The organism is Hyphomonas sp. UBA4505 (genome assembly GCF_002388685.1).
Classification (GTDB): domain Bacteria; phylum Pseudomonadota; class Alphaproteobacteria; order Caulobacterales; family Hyphomonadaceae; genus Hyphomonas.
Genome location: NZ_DGMZ01000003.1, coordinates 115,482 through 134,001, shown reverse-complemented (window position 1 = coordinate 134,001; position 18,520 = coordinate 115,482). Strand labels below are relative to the sequence as shown.

Below are 18,520 nucleotides of genomic sequence, written 5' to 3'. Positions count from 1 at the left end.
CGGCGCTTTAGCGGCAATTGCCACGAGTCGCCAGCCTCATTGTGCTCACTCTGCGTTTTGGGCGTCCAACCAGGCCTGCCCTTGCGTTCTGGCAAGGTCCACGAGGTTGCCCATTGCGAGATTCATGTCGACAAGATGCAGGCCCCAATCGGGGACCACTTTGCCGTTGAAAACAAGATCGCCTGGAATGTCATCGGCGCGCGGATCCGCTGGATCAGCGTGAATCGTGACAGCCAGCCAGTCATGGGTGTCGTTGGCCAGGCATTGGGCTGAGAGCAGGCCGGGTAGCGAAACTAAAGGTGTGTCGACCGCGACGCCGTAGTCATTTGGAGCAAGTCTTCCAAGGCTTTGGCGGGGCATGTAGGCTTTCAAATCACCCTGGCCACCGCCGAGCGCCGCCGGATTCGTACAGACCGCGCGTTTGCCGTCCTGGGCCTTGCCGAAAAAGGAATCTTCGGGCGGTGGCGAGGATTCGCGGAAACTGGCGAAACTCACGATGCATCCGGTTTCGGATGGGGAGGAACAGACTGGCAGACCGGATGCGCGCCCGGTGCTGGGATCTATCACAGTTTCATAGCCGATTGCGTGGACTGCGATGAGCTTCTCCTGAGCGGGAGAGCCGACAATATCCTTTTCCAGCATCTGGTAGATCATGCTGGCACCTTGCGAGTGACCGATCAGGACAACGCCGCGGCCATTGTTCTCGTTGGCAAGATAGGTGTTCCAGCTGCCGATCACATCGGCGTAGCGCATCGCGTCATCTGCAGCTGTCTGACCGGCGGTCATCTGCTTTTGCAGTTCCAGCAATGTGGTCTGTCGGTAGATTGGTGCAAAGAGGCGGCATGTTTCGCCGTATCGGGCAAACTGATTGGCTACAACGTTCAACTCTTCGGGCCCCGCAATCATGTCGCTGTTTGGCGTGACGTCGAAAGAGACTGTTGGGTAGATGTAGAAGCAGTCGAAAGCGGGCTCAGCTGCCGGGGTGTGGGGCAATCGGGTCGTGGTGCCGTCCGCCAATATTTCGGTGGCTGTCAGGTCGATGGAGCAGGCATCGTCACTCTTGTCCGGATGACAAAGCCAGTTCGTCGTATCGGAATAGTCATTCACCGCGAAGGCAGGCGGCTCAATAGGTGGATCCGCTGGGGCGTCAGTCACTGAGCCGGCGTCGTTTCCGCAAGCGGAAATCGCAAGCGCGGCCGAACCGAAAATGAATTTCTTGAGCATTGCGGATTTCCTTAGATTTTGGAATGGACGGATCGAACGTGGGTCAGCTGCCCCGCACCCGGTCGATTTCTGACAGGTGGCGGCTTTTGTCGGCGTCGCTTAGGAACGAGCCGGCGAAGCTATTGCGGGCCAGCTGGACGATCTGATCGGCCGACAGGTCCAGCGCCTCGGTGATGGCCTCGTAATTCTGGCCGATATAGCCGCCAAAATAGGCCGGATCGTCAGAGTTCACGCACACCAGCAAGCCTTCTTCCAGCTGACGTTTCACCGGGCTCTTGCGCAGGTCGTCGAGCACGCAGAGCGACAGGTTTGACAAGGGGCAGTTGGTGAGCGGCGTCTGGGTGTCGCGCAATACGGCGATGAGCGCGGGATCTTCCATCGCGCGGTTACCATGATCGATCCGGTCCGCGCCGATATCCAGAAGGGCCTCTCGCACATATTCCGGAGGGCCTTCCTCGCCGGCATGCAGGCAGAGTTTGAAGCCAAGCTCGCGACAGCGTGCAAACAGTTTCTGGAACTTCGACGGTGGATGCCCAACCTCGGAACTGTCGAGGCCCACGCCGACAAAATGGTCGTGCCAGGGTGCGGATTCTTCGAGCAGGGCAAACCCGTCCTCTTCGCTCAGATGGCGCAGGAAGCTCATGATGAGTTCGGATGTGATGCCCAGCTCTTCCTCGCCGCGCTTCAGCGCCGAGATTATACCATCAGCGACAGTTCCAAACGCCACGCCGCGCTCTGTATGCGCCTGCGGATCGAAGAACATCTCGACATGGACGACATTGTCTTCCTTGGCGCGCTTCAGATACGCGAAAGTCATGTCATGGAAGTCCTGCTCGGTGCGCAGCACATTCATGCCCTGATAATAAAGGTCCAGGAATTCCTGAAGATTGTTGAAATCATAGGCCGCCTTGGCCTCTTCCAGCGTCTTGAACGGAATCTCGATCTGATTGCGCTCGGCCAGCGCCATCATCATCTCCGGTTCGAAACTGCCTTCGATGTGCAGGTGCAGCTCAGCCTTGGGCAAGCGCGCGATGAGATCTTTGTGGGCGGTCATGGAAGCCTCCTGTCGGGTCAGTCCCATAGAACCGGATCGGACGCGAAGGGCAACCGGTCGAACGCGGCTAACGTGCGCCGAGATAGGTCCAGTTGCGCAGGATGGCCTCCATGGGGCCGCGCTGGAACTTCACCCGCCAGAGGCTGACAAAGGCGACGCTGAAGAGTGCGGTGAGGAAGGCAACGCCAATGGTCTGTGCCGCGGTCAGGCTCGCGAAGTAACCAAAGCCATACGCGGTGAACAGCAACGAGAAGATCAGGCCCTGCATCAGGTAGGCGGTGAGCGAGGACGTGCCGCCCCGTGCGAAGAAAACCGTGACGGGCCCCGGTGTACCTTCGGCCCATTTCGCGATCACGCCGAGATATCCAAAAGTGGAGAACGGACTCCCGATCGTGACCAGGACGAGGCCGAGCAGCATTCTCGGATCGGTCATGCCGTGGCTGTCGACCAGCAACCAGCCGCCTCCGCTGCTGAGCAGCAAACCGACAGGCAGTGCGAAACGGCGCGCAGGTTTCCAGATAGGGGCCGAGGCACGGGCGATGATGCCGCTGCGTACGGCCGCAAGGCCAAACAGGAAGAAGGCGAACGCACCAAATCCCTGGAACATGATCATGAAAGGGAAGCCTGAAAGATATTCAGACACGCGATAGGCCGCTGTTTCGGCAAAACCGGCAGACCCGAAGATTTCGAGCGCCTTGGCGTCTGCCACGGCGAACTCTTCCGTCACCGCCACCATTTCCTCTGGTGCAAATGTAACCCCTAGATACATCATCAGCGCGATCGCTGAGACGAGCAGGATCTGAATCGCGTAGATGATGCAGCCCCAGACGATCAGCGTCTTCTGCGACGCATTGCGGAACAGGAACAGGATTGAGCCGAGCACCGCATAGATCACGAGAATGTCGCCGATGAAGAAGCAGGCAATGTTCAGCGCGCCAAAGGCCAGCAGTCCTACGATGCGACGCCAGTACCGCCCCGCGAAGCCGACCCCGCGCCGTTCAGCGGACTGCATCTGATAGGCGAAGCCGACCCCGAACATGAAGGAGAACAATGAGTAGGATTTCATCAGGAACAGGGCGTTGACGCCAAACCATGCGGCTTCGTCGATGCTGCTCACCGTTGCACCAGCGGCATGATAGCTGCTCATCATGGGCCAGGACAGGACGCCGACATTGACCAGCGCGATGCCGAAAAGTGCCCATGCGCGCGCAAGGTCAGGAAAGATTTCGCGGCCAGCAGCCTGGCTTTCTTCAAGATATGTCATGGTGTTCCCCGCAGCCCCAGAATTATTGATTATCGATATATTCATGCGCTTATCGCGTCAAGAATAATCTGGGGCCAGCAGAGCTGTTCGTCTGAGGGTCGAGGTTGTGTTGCCTCAGATTTGAGAATGGCAGTTTTGAACACGGATAGTATTGATGTTTAAATGTCTCAGCCGTTGCGCGAGGGAGAGGCAGGCGATGATCGTACGGATGTTCTGGATGATGGTTGCTGTACTTCTGTCCGCAGCAACCGCTGATGCTCGAGAAGTTGCACTTAAATGCGATGAATACGCGAACCTAGGTTCCTTTGAAGATGATCCAGATCAGCTGTGGAGTTTTGTGACGGGCAGCTTCATTGATGGATGTTATGCTGAATCACTCGGCGGAGCTTTACGACTTAAGGTTCTAGAGCAGGATAGACCAATGGTGCGCACGTATTCGTATTTGCTGATGAACTATAAGCGCTTGGGACAAGTCAAAGAGGCCAAAGGCGTCATCGACGAGGGGCGGAAGGTGTTTGGACCGATCCGGCATAATACGAGGATGAGCAGTCTTAAGGTGAACATGGCCTCTGTCAGAGATACTCCTGCTCTGCCGCAGCCATCACCAATATACCCGCCGTCTGCACTTGCAAGTGGTACAGAGGGGGAGTGCGACGTAAGCTTCGATGTCGATATGGATGGGGGGCAGCCGATAGACATCAGTGCCAAATGTACTGATGTGGTTTTTGTAGACGCTGCTATCTCTGCAGTTAGAGCCATCAAATTTGCGCCGAAGATCATCAAAGGGAAAGCCGCACCTCGTAAAGGTGTGGTCTATCCGATTTTGTTCCGGCTAGACGAACAGGGCCAGCCCGATTTCGGAAACTAGGCCGCGCTGAGCAAGCTCTCGAAAACGCCCAGGCCATCGGTGCCGCCTTCATGCCCGCCAATGGCGCGCTCTGGGTGGGGCATCATGCCGAGGATGCGGCCATTCTCGCTGAGAATGCCGGCAATGTCGCGCGCCGAGCCGTTCGGGTTCTGGCCGCTGGCATAGCGGAAGCCCACGCGGCCTTCGCCTTCCAGCGTATTGAGTGTGGCGTCGTCGGCGAAATAGTTGCCGTCATGATGGGCGACGGGGATCACCACATCCGATGCGCCGGAATAGGCGCTCGTATAGGCCGTGTTCGTCGACTCGATCTTCAGGGCCTGCGGACGGCAGACGAAGTGGAGTGAGGCGTTGCGCATCAGAGCGCCAGGCAGCAGGCCCGTTTCGCAGAGGATCTGGAAGCCGTTGCAGACGCCGAGGACATAGCCGCCGCGTTCCGCATGGGCGTGCAGCTGCGAGATTACCGGCGAATTGCCGGCCATCGCGCCGCAGCGCAGGTAATCGCCATAGGAGAAGCCGCCGGGAACCATGACGAGGTCGGTGCCCTCGGGGATCGTGCCATCCTTGTGCCAGACCATGGCCGGCGCCTGGCCTGTTACCTTGGCGAGGGCGTCATGCGCGTCGCGGTCGCAGTTCGATCCGGGGAAGACAATCACAGCGGTTTTCATGCGCAGGCCTTTAGCAGGGAGTCGGGTGAAAAGGGAACAGGCATTTGCGGTATTACCTGTCCCGAAACCAAAAAAGCCCCGGACGCTGCCGGGGCTTTCTGAATCGTGGATGGCGGATTAACGCTGATCCATTGGTACATAATCGCGCTGGGCAGCGCCGGTATAGATCTGGCGCGGGCGGCCAATGCGCTGGGTCGGGTCGACCAGCATCTCGTTGAGCTGGGCAATCCAGCCAACCGTACGGGCCAGCGAGAACAGGACGGTGAACATCTGCTTCGGGAATCCGATCGCGTCGAGAATGATGCCGGAATAGAAGTCGACATTCGGGTAGAGTTTCTTCTCGGCGAAATACTCGTCTTCCAGAGCAATCCGTTCCAGCTCCATGGCGACTTTCAGGATCGGCTGATCCTTCAGGCCCAGCAGGTCGAGCACTTCGTGCGCGGACTCACGCATCACGGTCGCGCGGGGATCGTAGTTCTTGTAGACGCGGTGACCGAAGCCCATCAGGCGGAACGGGTCAGATTTGTCCTTGGCCTTTTCAATGAATTCCGGAATGCGGTCCACTGTGCCGATTTCGTGCAGCATGTTGAGGCAGGCTTCGTTTGCGCCGCCATGGCTCGGGCCCCAGAGACAGGCCACGCCAGCGGCCACAGCCGCGAATGGGTGCGCGCCCGACGAGCCTGCAAGACGCACGGTCGAGGTCGAGGCATTCTGCTCGTGATCGGCGTGCAGGATGAAGAAGCGGTCCATTGCTTTCGCTATCTTCGGATCGACCTTGTAGTCTTCAGCGGAGACCGAGAAGCACATGCTGAGGAAGTTCTCCGCATAAGACAGCTCGTTGCGCGGATCGACGAATTTCTGGCCCATATTGTACTTCAGGATGCGAGCGCAGAGCGTTGGCATCTTCGCGATCAGGCGGATCGAGGCGAGGCGACGCTCTTCCGGATCTTCGCTGTCCATGGCGCCAGGATAAAATGACGCCATCGCGCCAACCGTTCCGGTCAGCATGGCCATTGGGTGGCTGTCACGACGGAACCCTTCGAAGAAGCGGTCCATCTGGGTGTGCAGCAATGTGTGCTGCTTGATTTCGTCATTGAAGCTGTCGAGTTCGGCCTTGGAAGGCAGTTCGCCATTCAGGATCAGGTGGCAGACTTCGGGGAAAGTCGCTTGCGCAGCCAGCTGGCCAATCGGATAACCGCGGTGCAGCAGGACGCCTTCTTCCCCGTCAATGAACGTGATCTGGCTTTCACAGCTCGCTGTGGAGGTAAAGCCCGGGTCAAAGGTGAACTGGCCGGATTGCGCGTAGAATTTGCGCACATCCATGACGTTCGGCCCATGCGTACCGGACAGGACGGGCATGTCATATGATTTGCCGTCAATTTCGATCTTCGCTGTACCAGCGTCTTTGGTCTTGTTTTCCATCAGCTTTAGCCCTTCCAAATCATGTTTTTGTCCAGCGCGGCGTGGGAGTTTAATCCCTTGCCTTCGCCGTTTGATCTTCAATACGTCCCAGCGCCTCATCCTGTCCGAGCCATTCAAGGACCGGTGCAATGTCTGGCGCGGGCAAGCCGCCTGTCAGCGCAGCCCTTAGCGGTTGACCCACCTGTCCCATGGAGAGGTCGTGGTCAGCGCAATAGGAACTTATGACGTGCGATATAGTTTCTGCCGTCCATTGGCGCAATTGCTGCAGTTCGTCGCGCAGACCGGCGAGCCGGTCAAGTCCTTCTTCTGACAGCGACTTTCGCGCTTTCTTGTTCATCTGGATTGGCCGGATGTCGCGCAGGAACGCGAACGCCTCAGCCAGTTCGGGGAGCGTCGTGCCGCGATCCTTCAGGCCGGCCATCGCAGCGCGGATGCGAACAGTCTCGGCTTCGCTCATTGGGGCATTGGATTCAAGATAGGGCAATAGAAGATCGAAGAGGCGCGCGTCATCGGTCGCGCGCATGAAATGGGAGTTGATCTGGCCCAGCTTTTCAAGGTCCAGCCGGGCGGGCGCCTTGTTGATACCCTCGACATCGAAAAGTGCCGTCGCTTCGGCTTCGGTGAAGATTTCCTGGTCACCATGGCTCCAGCCAAGGCGGAGTAGGTAGGCTTTCATGGCTTCCGGCAGATAACCCATTTCGCGATAGGCCAGCGTCGAAAGGGCGCCGTGGCGCTTGGACAATTTCGCCCCGTCCGGTCCATGGATCAGGGAGACGTGAGCGAATTTGGGGATATCCCAGCCCATCGCCTCATAGATCGGGATCTGGCGGAAAGCATTCCTCAGATGGTCATCGCCCCGGATCACATGCGTCACGCCCATATCGTGGTCATCCACCACCACGGCCAGCATGTAGGTCGGGGTGCCGTCGGCGCGCAGCAGGATCATGTCGTCCAATTCACTCGCCTGAATGGTCACGCGGCCCTGAACGCCATCCTCAAGTATTCGGTCGCCGCCATCCGGCGCGCGCAGGCGCACAGTATAGGGGGCATCCTCGGAAGGCGCCGGCGCACCATCGCGCCACGGAGAGCGATAGGGGGCGAGCAATTCGTTGGCCTCGGCCAGCAGCGCAGCTTTCGCATCTTCCGAAACACCGTCGGCCTTGGCAGCCTGGCGCTTTTCTTCGCCTAGGTCGCGGCGCGCTTGCAGTTCTTCGGGCGTTGCATAGCAACGGAAGGCGGTGCCGCGCGCGATCATGTCGAGGGCAATTTCCGTGTGGCGAGCGGCTTGGTCAAACTGCATGACCGGAGGGGCGTCCGGTGTCAGGCCCAGCCACTCCATGCCTTCCAGAATGGCGGCTGTCGCCTCGTCAGATGAACGGGCGCGGTCGGTATCCTCGATCCGCAGAAGAAACTTCCCGTTGTGCCGTTTCGCGAAGAGGTAGTTGAAAAGTGCCGTCCTTGCCCCTCCAATGTGCAGCATGCCAGTGGGAGAGGGGGCAAAACGCGTGATGACGCTCATGGGACAGGCAGGCTCCGATTGATGGACGCGGGTGAGGCTCTTGCGCCGCAGAAACACAACTCCCCGGCCAAAGGCAAGGGGCGCGCCGCGCAGCATGCAGCGCAGCCACGTCAGATATGGTCAATTGCGACCGTCGATGCACTGCCCCTGTTGCTCGCCTTTGCTATGGCAAGCGGCGCTGGGGCGTATTTTCTGGCTCCCGCTGAACCAGACTTTGAACCGGTATTGCTGGCGCCGCTTGCCATGTCGATCCTGATCGCGCTGGGGCGACGATTCCTGTTGCCATCCCTGCTTCAACTTTGCGTGTGGCTTGCCTTCGGCGCGGCGCTTGGGATGAGTTCTGCAGCATTGCGGGCGCGGCTGGTCGCAGCGCCCGTGATCGTTGCAGAGACCGGGCCGGTCATGGTCGAGGGCTGGCTGTCGGAAATCGAGACTGGCGCCAAGGGACCCCGTTTGCGCATCGATGTGCACGCCATCGCAGGGCTGACGCCGGAAACGACACCCAAGACCGTGCGCCTGACGCATCGCTCCCGGCTGGAGGTTTCCTCCGGACGCTTTGTACGATGCTGGGGTGTGCTGAGGCCGCCGCCCGCCCCGAGCATGGAGGGGGAATATGATTTCCGGCGGCAGGCATGGTTCGAACAACTTGGAGGCGTCGGCTATGTGCAGGGCCGCTGCCGGGGTGGCACGCTTGGCGCGCCGGATGGAATACTGCCAGATATCCGGATGAAGGTCGCAGCCTTCCGCAGGCAATTGGCGGCGCATGTGAACATTGCCGCGGGTGATCGGGCGGGTGGCTTCGCGGCTGCGCTCGTTTCGGGCGACCGCAGCTATATGCGCGTGGAGGATCAGGTCGCCCTGCGTAATTCCGGCCTGGCGCACCTTCTGGCAATCTCCGGTCTCCATATGGCGATTGTGGGCGGGCTGGTTTTCTACCTCATGCGGCGACTGCTCGCCTGTATCGAGCCATTGGCGCTGCGCGTGGCGGTGCAGAAACCCGCAGCGATCATCGCACTCGCGGCGAGTTTGGCTTATCTCATCCTTTCCGGCGCGGGCGTTTCCACCCAGCGGGCTTTCATCATGCTGGCGGTCGTGTTCGGCGCGGTCCTGTTCGACCGGGCAGCGCTTAGCCTGCGCTCCTTTGCAATTGCGATGATCCTGGTGATCCTGTTGCAGCCGGAAAGCGTCATGACGCCCGGCTTCCAGATGTCGTTCGCAGCGTCAGGCGCCCTGATCGCCACCTACGAGGCGTGGACAGCGCGCCGATCCGCTTCCGACAAGGTGCTGGGCAGCTTCAGCTATAGCTGGGCCTCGCTCGCGGTCACGTCTCTCGTCGCCGGCACGGCAACGGCCCCGTATGCACTCTACCATTTTGACCGGCTCGCGGGGCTCGGCCTGCTGGCCAATCTCGCAGCCATGCCGGTGATCACGTTCGTGAGCGCGCCCGCCGCTGCGGCCGCGCTGATCCTCACACCATTTGGATACGGAGATCTGGGCTTGCGTGTCTTTGGCTATTCGCTGGAGGCCATTCTCTGGATCGCCCAGACGTGTACCGAACAGGCACCAGGCGGGCTGTCTCCCGGCAAGCAGATGCCGGGTGTCTCACTCGTCCTGTTCAGTGCGGCGTTGGGACTGGCTGTGATTGCAAGGGGCATATGGCGCTGGCTGTTTGTGGTGGCCCTCAGCGGGCCGGCAACCTGGCTCTGGATCGCGGCCCCGGCCATGGCGCTGCATTGGTCGGCTTCGGGCGACGTGTTCGTGCGGCTGGCTGGCGGCGAGGTGCACAAGATCCGCTACATCGATGGCGATGGTTTGTCGCCGATGCGGTTCAGCACGTTGGAGCCGTCAGGCCTGTGTGCAGACTGGCCGTGCATTCTGGATGCCGAGATCGGCCGGATAGCGCTGCCGCGCCCCGACGCCGATGCCACAGCCTGTCATCCTCGCGCCGATGCCGCGTATGAACTTGTCCCACACGCCCTGACGGATACGGGCGAACGATCCGTCAGTTGCGCTGAGCCTGTCTTGTGGTCTGACGTGGTCCGGACAGGTGCCATCACTCTCAACACGAAAGGTGCGCCATCAAAAAAGGCCGCGCCTTGTAAAGCGCGGCCTTGGAAACCTTGCGGTGTGGAAACCGATTAGTCGTAGCGACGGATCAGAGCGACGAGGCGGCCCTGCACCTGCACCCGGTCAGGCCCGAAAATGCGTGTTTCGAACGCCGGGTTGGCGGCTTCAAGCGCCACGGAGGCGCCTTTGCGGCGAAGCCGCTTCAGTGTGGCTTCTTCCCCATCGACCAGCGCGACGACGATGTCGCCGGTATTGGCTGTATCCGTGCGGCGGCAGACCACGATGTCACCTTCAAGGATACCCGCGTCGATCATCGAGTCGCCCTGAACTTCGAGGGCGAAGTGTTCTTCCCCATCGGTCAGGCCATCCGGCGCATTGACGTGACCATTGTCCTGCTGGATCGCAGAAATCGGCAGACCAGCGGCGATACGGCCGATCAGCGGCACGGTATGTGCGCTCTGAGTCGGGGCGGGCTGACCGGAGGATACGAGTGCCGGCTTGAACTCCTTGCGGCCGCGAGGGGCCCCGGGCGAAACCGATTCCGGTAGTTTCAGCACTTCAAGGGCGCGGGCCCGATGCGCAAGGCGCCGGATGAACCCGCGCTCTTCAAGCGCTGTGATAAGACGGTGGATGCCGGATTTGGACGCCAGGTTCAGCGCATCCTTCATCTCGTCAAAGGATGGCGAAACGCCGGTTTCCTGAATGCGCTCATTGATGAAGAGCAGCAATTCCTTTTGTTTACTAGTCAGCACGGGTGACTCCCTTCGGGCGAATCTATGTTCACTTATGTTCTACATGTGTTCATGCTTCGGGTCAATTCGTGCCAGCTACCCTCATTTGTGTAACGCTTTTGTGGCGGTTTATGCCCATTTTCATAAGGCTTTCCCCGATAAGAAAGCGCCGGGCGCCTGTTTCGCGCAATCTTTTGATATGTTCGGGCGATGAGACGCCACTTTCGGAAATCAGCACCTTCTCAGCCGGGACCAGCGGCGCGAGGCGCTCGGTTGTGGCCAGATCGGTGACCATGCGCTTCAAGTCCCGATTGTTGATGCCAATGAGCGGAGACGGCAGGTCGAGTGCGCGCTCCAACTCATCTTCGTTATGAGTTTCCAGCAGGACATCCATGCCAAGCTCCAGCGCCGCCGCAGTGAGTTCGAGGGCTTGGTCATTGCTGAGGCAGGCCATGATGACCAGGACGCAATCGGCGCCATGCACGCGGGATTCGATCACCTGATAGGGATCGATCATGAAATCCTTGCGCAGCATGGGCAGGCCCACAGCGGAGCGAATTTGAACGAAATCCTCCAGGCTGCCGCCAAAGCTCGGCCTATCCGTCAGGACAGAGAGGCAGGCCGCGCCACCGGATTCATATTCGCGGGCAATCTGGATAGGGTCCGCGCCCGGCAGGATGTCCCCGGCGGACGGGCTCTTGCGCTTCAGCTCGCAGATCAGTGCGTTCTCGTCGAGACCGGCAATCATGGACATGGATTGAGCGAAGCCGCGCGGCGGGCTGGCCTCGGGCAGGCGTGATTCCAGCGCTGCCAGCGGCGTCTCGCGCTTGGCGGCGGCGACTTCATCGACCTTGTAGGCGATGATCCGATCAAGGGCGGTGCTCATTCCGGATCCTGCCCGTTGGAGAGAGCAGCCAGAGCCCGCAAGGTTTGCCGGGCCTTGCCGCTGTCGATGGCCTCGGCGGCCATGGCGGCGCCCTGTTTGAGCGTGTCGGCCTTGCCATAAACATGCAGGCCGGCGGCTGCGTTGAGCATCACGACATCGCGGAACGGGCCTTCCTGGCCCTCCAGCAATTCGGTGATGGCGAGCGCATTGTCTTCCACGCCTCCGCCCTCCAGGGTCGAAAGCGGGCTCGTTTCCAGTCCGGCGTCGGCAGGGGTCAGCTCAAATTCGTGTAAATCGTCGCCCGCCACTTCACAGACTTTCGTTGTGCCGGCGATGGAGATCTCGTCGATGCCGTCCAGGCCGTGCACGACCCAGGCGCGCTTGGTGCCGAGACGCGACAGGGTCTCGGCCATCGGTCGCACCCATTCGGGCGCGAATACGCCCAGAACCTGGTATTCGGCACCGGCCGGATTGCTGAGCGGGCCGAGCAGATTGAAGATGGTGCGGATGCCGAGTTTTGCGCGCACCGGCGCGACATGGCGCATGGCACTGTGATGGCTGCGCGCGAACATGAACGCGACGCCGCAGCCATTCAGGCATTCGAGGAAGGTTTCTTCGTCCATGTCGAGATTCACGCCGAGCGCTTCGAGCACGTCGGCCGAGCCGGTCTTGGGCGGCACCGAGCGATTGCCATGCTTGGCGACCCGTCCGCCCGCCGCCGCGATCACGATCGCGCTGGCGGTGGAGGTGTTCAGGCTTTTCCAAGGCAGGCCGCCTGTCCCGCATGTATCGAGGACAGGCCCTTCCACATGCACCTTGCGGGCATGTTGGCGCATGATGCGCGCCCCGGCGGCGAGCTCGTCGGCTGTCTCTCCCCGCACGGTCAGGCCCATCAGGAACGCACCGACCTCTTCGGGGGCCGCCTCGCCGGACAAGAGCTTGTCGAAAGCCCCCTCAAGCGTAGCGATGTCCAGTGGCTGGCGGCGGGCAATGGCCAGCAGGGCGGTGGTGAGACTGTCTGATGGCATAGGAAGTTCATCCGGGTCTGGTTCGCGCCTGCATAGGGTGTGTGGGGGCGTCAGATCAAGTCTGACGACGCCGCAGGGCGAGGTTTCACTGCATCCGCCACAAAGGCTTCAAGCAGGATACACGAACACGTGATCGCATTTGCAGGAAGATTGGGTTAGGTTCGCCGAACAGGGGAACTTCAAGAGAAAACTGACCTGATTGAGGAGGACATTATGAAACCCAATTTGTTGCTCGCGAGCGTTGCTGGCATGGCCTTGCTGGCCGCCTGTCAGACCGCACCGGCTGACGATATGTCAGACAACCTGACCGCCGAAGAGACGATCGAGGTGGAAAGGGTGATGGAAGCTGAAGGGTCAGTGGAAATTGACCAGTCTGCCGAAGCCGAGATGGCGGAGATGGCCGAGACAGCTGATGAGGCGATGGATGTTTCCTCGTCTGTCGCGCTTGCTGCGGCGCTCGCATCGCAGCCCGAAGACGTTCAGGCCCGCTACGAGGCGCGCAATCCGGGTGCGACACTGGAATTCTTCGGCATTGAGCCGGGTATGACGGTCGTCGAAGCCCTGCCGGGCCGTGGCTGGTACTCCAAGATCCTGCTTCCTTATCTCGGTCCTGAGGGCAAGCTGATCGGCGCGCACTATCCGGACGAGATGTGGATCCGCATCCTTCCAGGCGCTGACGAGGAACGCGTCGCGGGTATCCTGGCCCAGCTTGAAGGCTGGACCGAGACCGCAGAAGGCTGGGCCGGCGAGAATGGCGCGAAAGTCTATGACTACAAGCTGACGACCCTGCCGGACGACAAGGCCGAGAAGGCCGACGCCGCATTGTTCATTCGCGCATTGCACAATCTCTACCGGACGGAAGCAGAGCTTGGCACGTTCTCAGCTACCATTGCCGAGACGTATCGCATTCTGAAGCCAGGCGGCGTCGTCGGCGTGGTCCAGCATCGCGCGTCGGAAGACACGCCGGATGAGTGGGCCGATGGAAATGCAGGATATCTGAAGACCAGCTTCGTGGTCGAAGCTTTCGAGGCTGCCGGGTTCGAACTGGAAGAGTCGAGTGAGGTCAATGCGAACCCCGCCGACGATGCCGGTCCAGGCGACATCGTGTGGCGCCTGCCACCGAGCTTTGGGACGTCGGAAGAAGGCTCTGCGGAGCGTGCAGCTTTTGCCGAGATTGGCGAATCCGACCGGATGACGCTGCGCTTCCGCAAGCCTGAATAGACGCGTCATCATCCGTATCGGGAAGGGGCCCTGACCGGGCCCCTTTTTCATTGGGGCGCGAACCGTCTTCCGGAACCGGCTGCCCGGAAAGGCGTTGAGAGGGAAACACTGAAAGGAACTTCCCCTCCCATGACCCAACTCGCCGACAAGGACCTCACCGAAACTTTCTGGGACCGTCTTGAAGACTGTCGTACAGGCATGCTCGTGATCGATGGCCGGGCTGTGCCCATGTCCCACTATGTTGATGAGAACAAGCGCGAGCTGTGGTTCATCACCGCCAAGGGTACGTTCATGGCCGAACATGCCAACGGAACGAACGCGCACTATGTTCTGTGCAATGACAAGGAAGGGCTTTATGCCAGCCTGTCCGGTCGCCTCACGCCAGAAATCAACAAGGAGAAGCTTGATGAATATTGGAGCTTCATCGCGGCCAGCTGGTACGAAGACGGCAAACAGGATCCTGACGTCCTACTGCTGAAACTGTCGCTTGATGCCGGTGAAGTCTGGACGTCAAAAGGGGGTGCGAAGTTCTTCTACGAAATTGCCAAAGCCAATCTCACCGACGACAAGCCGGACATTGGCGAGCATTTCGAAATCAGCTTCTAAAGCTTGTCGAGCCAGTTCTTGAGCAACGCGTGGCCGTGTTCGGTCAGGATGCTTTCCGGGTGGAATTGCACGCCGTAGAGCGGCCGTGTCTTGTGGTGCAGGGCCATGACTTCGCCGTCCTCGGTAAAGGCGTCAGCTACCAGCACTTCCGGCAGGTCTTCAGGCTTCACCGCGAGTGAATGGTATCGCACCACTTGATAGGTTTCGGGCAAACCTTCGAAAAGGTCGCCGCCGGTCTGGCGGATTTCTGACAGCTTGCCATGCCGGATTTCCCTGGCGGTGATGACCTCGCCGCCAAAGGCTTGCCCGATGGACTGATGGCCGAGGCAGACGCCGAGGATCGGCAGGTCTTCAGGTGCCTTCTGGATGAGCGCCACGCAGATCCCTGCTTCATTTGGAGAGCAGGGGCCGGGCGACAGCAACACGCCGTCCGCACCGGTGGCGAGGGCTTCCTCGACCGTCATTTCATCATTGCGGACCACGCGCGTTTCCGCGCCCAGCTCTTCCAGGTAGTGGACGAGATTCCAGGTGAAGCTGTCATAATTGTCGATGACGAGGATCTGCTTCTTTGGCGCGCTCATTGGTCATGCTCATATGCGGCGGCCAGTTCGGCAGCGCGGCGAAGTGCGCCTGCCTTGTGGACGGTTTCATCATATTCGTATTGCGGCACGGAATCGAGCACGACGCCGCCGCCAGCCTGGATGTGCAATTGGCCATCCTTCAGCGCCGCGGTGCGCAGCGCGATACAGGTGTCGAGATCGCCATTCCAGCCGAAATAGCCGACTGCGCCGCCATAGATGCCGCGGCGATGGCTTTCCATCTCGTTGATGATCTGCATGGCACGGATCTTCGGCGCGCCCGAGACGGTGCCCGCGGGGAAGCCTGCGAAGAGCGCATCCACGCTGTCGAGCCCCTCGCGCAGGTCGCCTTCGACATGGCTGACGATGTGCATGACGTGGCTGTAGCGCTCGACGATGAACTGCTCGGTGACCGTCACGCTGCCATAGGCGGCGACGCGGCCGACATCGTTGCGGCCAAGGTCCAGCAACATGAGGTGCTCGGCGATCTCTTTCGGATCGTTGAGCAAGCCCTCGGCGCGGCGGGCGTCTTCCTCATCATCCCCGCTGCGCGGCCGTGTGCCGGCGATCGGGCGGATGGCGACGCGGCCATCGCGGACGCGAACGAGAATTTCCGGGCTGGAGCCGACCAGGCTGACCGCGCCGAGATTCATGTGGAACATGAAGGCCGACGGGTTCAGGCGGCGAAGCGCGCGGTAATAGCTGATCGATTGGCGCGGGAAGGGTGTGGAGAAACGTTGGCTCGGTACGACCTGGAAGATGTCCCCGGCGCGGATATAGTCCTTGCACGCTTCGACAATCTCGAAATAGCGCGCCTTGGACGTATTGGACTGAAGCTCCACTGGTGCGGGCGCCTGATCCTTGGGTGGCATCTGGGGCAGGCGTTCCAGCCGTGCCTCGACATCATCCAGCAGGGCGTTGATCTCGGATTCGTTGTCGGCTTCGACGCGGCCGATCAGCAGGATTTCCTGATAGATGTGATCGAACACGATGACCACGCGCGGGATGACCAGCAGGGCTTCCGGCACGTTCAGCATGTCCGGCTTTGTAATCTCCACCGGCTCGACATATTGGATCATGTCATAGCCGACATAGCCAAAGGCCCCTGAGGCCATAGGTGGCAGGTCTTCGTCGGCGCTGGCGCGGGCATCGCGGGCAAAGGCTTTCAGGGCCGCAACAGGCTCGGCATCAAGCGTCTTGGCGTCCGAGAAGTCAGCATCGCTGGCCGTCTCGGCTTTGCCATTGAGAATGCGAAACCAGCGGTCAGGTTCAAGCCCGATGAAGGAATATCGCCCGAGGCGTTCGCCACCTGCAATCGACTCGAACAGGAAGCTGCCGGGCGTTTCCGCGCCCAGCTTCAGCATGGCGGCAACCGGGGTTTCTATGTCCCCGATTCGCCGACGGACAATCAGTCTGGCATTGCTCATTGGTCTGACGTGATAGTGGCCTTGTAGGCTCTGAGCGTGCCCTGATTGGTGCGTAGCTTCATGGTGGCCGCAATCTCGGCTTCCATCGCCTGATCAAGATCGGTCTGCAGAGAGGTCAGCAGGCTGGAATTGGCCAATGGGGCCAGTTCCGACATGTCCGCCTCGCTCGGTGGTGTGATGTCGGTGATCTGCATCACCATCACTGCATCACCCGTCCGGCTCGGGAAGGTGAAGACATCGCCTTCCTTGCCGCTGAAGACGGAAGTGACTGCCGCATTTGGCAGGCCGGAATCGGCAGCCGTGCGCCGCGTGATCGGTGCGAGGGGTGTCTCGACCACTTCGTTGGTAGCGCGCGCTTCAGCTTCCAGTGTGCTCTCGCCAGACTTGATCCGGTCGGTCAGATCATCCAGCGCGGCCTGTACGCCGTTGGCTTCACGCTGGCGAACAAGACCGGTGCGCACATCCTCACGCAATTCCTCAAATTCCGGCGTGTAGCTTTCAAGCACTTTGCGGGGGGATGTGAGATAGGTGGCTTCGCCAATATCGATGCGGTTGCTGTTTTCACCGACCGGGATTTCGAACGCCTGCTGGAAAGCTTCTCCGGCGCTGATCAAGCCCATGAGTGCCACGCCTTCACGGGTGCGGCCAGACTGGTCAACGGGCGCGAATGTGATGAGCGGCACGCCGACTTCCTCGGCGATCTGACTGATCGGGTAGCCAGCGCCAATTGCGCGATCCAGCGCTTCCATTTTCTCAAACAGGAGGACGGCTGCGCGTTCGCGGGAGAGTTGGTCGCGGATCTCGCCTTCAACCTGTTCCAGGGGAAAGACTGCGCCGGGCTGGACCGAGACGAGCCGCGCCACGAGCCATTGGTCGCCGCGCTCGGCCGGGCCGAACAGGGCGCCGCTTTGCTTGCCGGCCCCGAACATGGCTTCTGCGAGCAGAGGATCGGACACGCTTTCACGGCGGCCGGTCCGGGTTTCGCGCGAGGCGACGCCTTCTACGCTTGCCGGGTCTGCGCCTGCGGCGAGCAGGCCAAAGGCCGTGCGGGCCGCTTCGCGGCTGGAGAACATGAGCTCGACATAGGTGCGGGTGTCAGGCTCTGAGTACCGCTCCGACTTGCTGGCTTCATAGACGGTGGCCACTTCCTGATCAGTCACGGTGACCTCTGACAGGAAGTCTTCGGCAGACATGCGCAGCACATCAATCATCCGACGCTCAGGCTGTTTGAGCGCTTCGAGATTTTCATCATAATAGGCGCGAATGTCTTCTTCGGTGGGCGCGTCAGGCTCAGGCAGGCTGCTGGTGTCGAGAATGAACCAGCCGACATTGCGGGCCTCGCCAATATAGCGTGCTTGCAATCCGGAAAGCGTTTTCGGCGGAAAGATCGCGGCGCCGGCTGCGTCGCGCAGCGCTTTCATCGTCAGATCGTCAGACAATTGCTGTTCATAGTCAGCCTGGGTGATGCGGCTGCGATAGAGGACATCGCGATATGTATCGAGGTCGAGCGCGCCGGTCAGCGGGTTCTTGAAGGCGTCGATGTTCTTCAGTTCTTCCACAACGGCATCGGTGGAGGGATGGACGCCGATGGAGTCGGCATAGCCGAGCAAGGTGAGCTTGGCGGCTTCGAGCTGGAAGACCTGGTCGATGACACCCTGTTCCAGCAATTCCGGCTTGGTAACGGGCTCTTCGGAGTCCGCATTGATGTTCCGGATGACGCTCTCAACGCGGCGATCGAAGGTGACGGCATCAAAGCCCCGGCTTCCCGCGGCGGCCATGTTGGAGCCGATTCCGCCCCGCAGCTGAGCGAACATCTGGTCAACACCCCAGAACGCCATCCCCGCAATGATGATCATGACAATAATCTTCCCGACGAAGGAATTCATCAGGCTTTTCATCAAGGCTAGCATATCGGCAGCGTCTTTCTGGCAGGTTGAGCGGTGGTCCAGTGCTTGCTAGG

16 protein-coding genes are annotated in these 18,520 nt (G+C 60.4%); 4 read left to right on the top strand and 12 right to left on the bottom strand.

The window, feature by feature from the left end; all coding sequences use genetic code 11:
- Nucleotides 1-45: 45 nt before the first annotated feature.
- From B3527_RS02265 to B3527_RS02255, 3 genes are all read right to left on the bottom strand, one after another.
- Nucleotides 46-1,224 carry a DUF3089 domain-containing protein gene (locus B3527_RS02265; protein ID WP_290479548.1) on the bottom strand — a complete coding sequence of 393 codons (1,179 nt, stop codon included), beginning with the start codon at nt 1,222-1,224 and terminating at the stop codon, nt 46-48.
- Between the two features lie 43 nt (nt 1,225-1,267).
- Nucleotides 1,268-2,278: an adenosine deaminase gene (locus B3527_RS02260; RefSeq protein ID WP_206990615.1), complete on the bottom strand. Its 1,011-nt coding sequence runs from the start codon at nt 2,276-2,278 to the stop codon at nt 1,268-1,270.
- Between the two features lie 67 nt (nt 2,279-2,345).
- The gene (locus B3527_RS02255) at nt 2,346-3,542 is read right to left on the bottom strand and encodes a DUF418 domain-containing protein (RefSeq protein ID WP_290479547.1); all 1,197 of its coding nucleotides are present in this window, start codon (nt 3,540-3,542) and stop codon (nt 2,346-2,348) included.
- 196 nt (nt 3,543-3,738) lie between these two features.
- On the opposite strand from B3527_RS02255, the gene B3527_RS02250 reads away from it, so the two are divergent.
- Nucleotides 3,739-4,410 (top strand): TonB family protein, encoded by a 672-nt coding sequence (locus tag B3527_RS02250; protein WP_290479546.1) that lies wholly within the window; start codon nt 3,739-3,741, stop codon nt 4,408-4,410.
- On the opposite strand, the gene purQ is transcribed toward B3527_RS02250, so the two are convergent.
- The 3 genes from purQ to gltX all read right to left on the bottom strand — a co-directional run bounded on the left by purQ (nt 4,407) and on the right by gltX (nt 8,016).
- Nucleotides 4,407-5,075, bottom strand: coding sequence for a phosphoribosylformylglycinamidine synthase subunit PurQ (purQ, locus tag B3527_RS02245; RefSeq protein WP_290479545.1), 669 nt, complete (start codon nt 5,073-5,075; stop codon nt 4,407-4,409). The two genes, B3527_RS02250 and purQ, sit on opposite strands and share 4 nt — an antisense overlap.
- 117 nt (nt 5,076-5,192) lie before the next feature.
- A complete protein-coding gene (gene gltA, locus B3527_RS02240; RefSeq protein ID WP_206990612.1) occupies nt 5,193-6,497 on the bottom strand; it encodes a citrate synthase in 1,305 nt (434 codons plus the stop codon).
- 49 nt (nt 6,498-6,546) lie between these two features.
- On the bottom strand, nt 6,547-8,016 hold the full coding sequence (gene gltX, locus B3527_RS02235) for a glutamate--tRNA ligase (protein WP_290479544.1): 1,470 nt from the start codon (nt 8,014-8,016) through the stop codon (nt 6,547-6,549).
- Between the two features lie 21 nt (nt 8,017-8,037).
- Here gltX and B3527_RS02230 point away from each other — a divergent pair, with 21 nt between their 5' ends.
- Nucleotides 8,038-10,158: a ComEC/Rec2 family competence protein gene (locus B3527_RS02230; RefSeq protein WP_290479543.1), complete on the top strand. Its 2,121-nt coding sequence runs from the start codon at nt 8,038-8,040 to the stop codon at nt 10,156-10,158.
- Here B3527_RS02230 and lexA read toward each other — a convergent pair.
- The 3 genes from lexA to trpD form a co-directional block, all read right to left on the bottom strand.
- Nucleotides 10,155-10,835 carry a transcriptional repressor LexA gene (lexA, locus tag B3527_RS02225; protein ID WP_034815518.1) on the bottom strand — a complete coding sequence of 227 codons (681 nt, stop codon included), beginning with the start codon at nt 10,833-10,835 and terminating at the stop codon, nt 10,155-10,157. The two genes, B3527_RS02230 and lexA, sit on opposite strands and share 4 nt — an antisense overlap.
- A 61-nt stretch (nt 10,836-10,896) precedes the next feature.
- Nucleotides 10,897-11,700 (bottom strand): indole-3-glycerol phosphate synthase TrpC, encoded by an 804-nt coding sequence (trpC, locus tag B3527_RS02220; protein WP_290480807.1) that lies wholly within the window; start codon nt 11,698-11,700, stop codon nt 10,897-10,899.
- Nucleotides 11,697-12,728, bottom strand: a complete 1,032-nt coding sequence (gene trpD, locus B3527_RS02215) for an anthranilate phosphoribosyltransferase (RefSeq protein ID WP_290479541.1) — start codon at nt 12,726-12,728, stop codon at nt 11,697-11,699. The genes trpC and trpD overlap by 4 nt, the downstream gene beginning before the upstream one ends.
- A gap of 213 nt (nt 12,729-12,941) precedes the next feature.
- Here trpD and B3527_RS02210 point away from each other — a divergent pair, with 213 nt between their 5' ends.
- Together B3527_RS02210 and B3527_RS02205 are read left to right on the top strand one after the other, a co-directional pair.
- The gene (locus tag B3527_RS02210; protein ID WP_290479540.1) at nt 12,942-13,949 is read left to right on the top strand and encodes a class I SAM-dependent methyltransferase; all 1,008 of its coding nucleotides are present in this window, start codon (nt 12,942-12,944) and stop codon (nt 13,947-13,949) included.
- A 129-nt stretch (nt 13,950-14,078) separates the two neighbouring features.
- Nucleotides 14,079-14,555: a pyridoxamine 5'-phosphate oxidase family protein gene (locus tag B3527_RS02205; protein ID WP_034815510.1), complete on the top strand. Its 477-nt coding sequence runs from the start codon at nt 14,079-14,081 to the stop codon at nt 14,553-14,555.
- On the opposite strand, the gene B3527_RS02200 is transcribed toward B3527_RS02205, so the two are convergent.
- The 3 genes from B3527_RS02200 to B3527_RS02190 are packed head-to-tail and all read right to left on the bottom strand — an operon-like array spanning nt 14,552 to nt 18,458.
- Nucleotides 14,552-15,136, bottom strand: coding sequence for an anthranilate synthase component II (locus B3527_RS02200; RefSeq protein WP_034815508.1), 585 nt, complete (start codon nt 15,134-15,136; stop codon nt 14,552-14,554). The genes B3527_RS02205 and B3527_RS02200 overlap by 4 nt on opposite strands.
- On the bottom strand, nt 15,133-16,560 hold the full coding sequence (gene trpE / locus B3527_RS02195) for an anthranilate synthase component I (RefSeq protein WP_290479539.1): 1,428 nt from the start codon (nt 16,558-16,560) through the stop codon (nt 15,133-15,135). Before trpE ends, B3527_RS02200 begins: the two co-directional genes overlap by 4 nt.
- Nucleotides 16,557-18,458 (bottom strand): peptidylprolyl isomerase, encoded by a 1,902-nt coding sequence (locus tag B3527_RS02190; RefSeq protein WP_290479538.1) that lies wholly within the window; start codon nt 18,456-18,458, stop codon nt 16,557-16,559. Before B3527_RS02190 ends, trpE begins: the two co-directional genes overlap by 4 nt.
- Nucleotides 18,459-18,520: the final 62 nt, after the last annotated feature.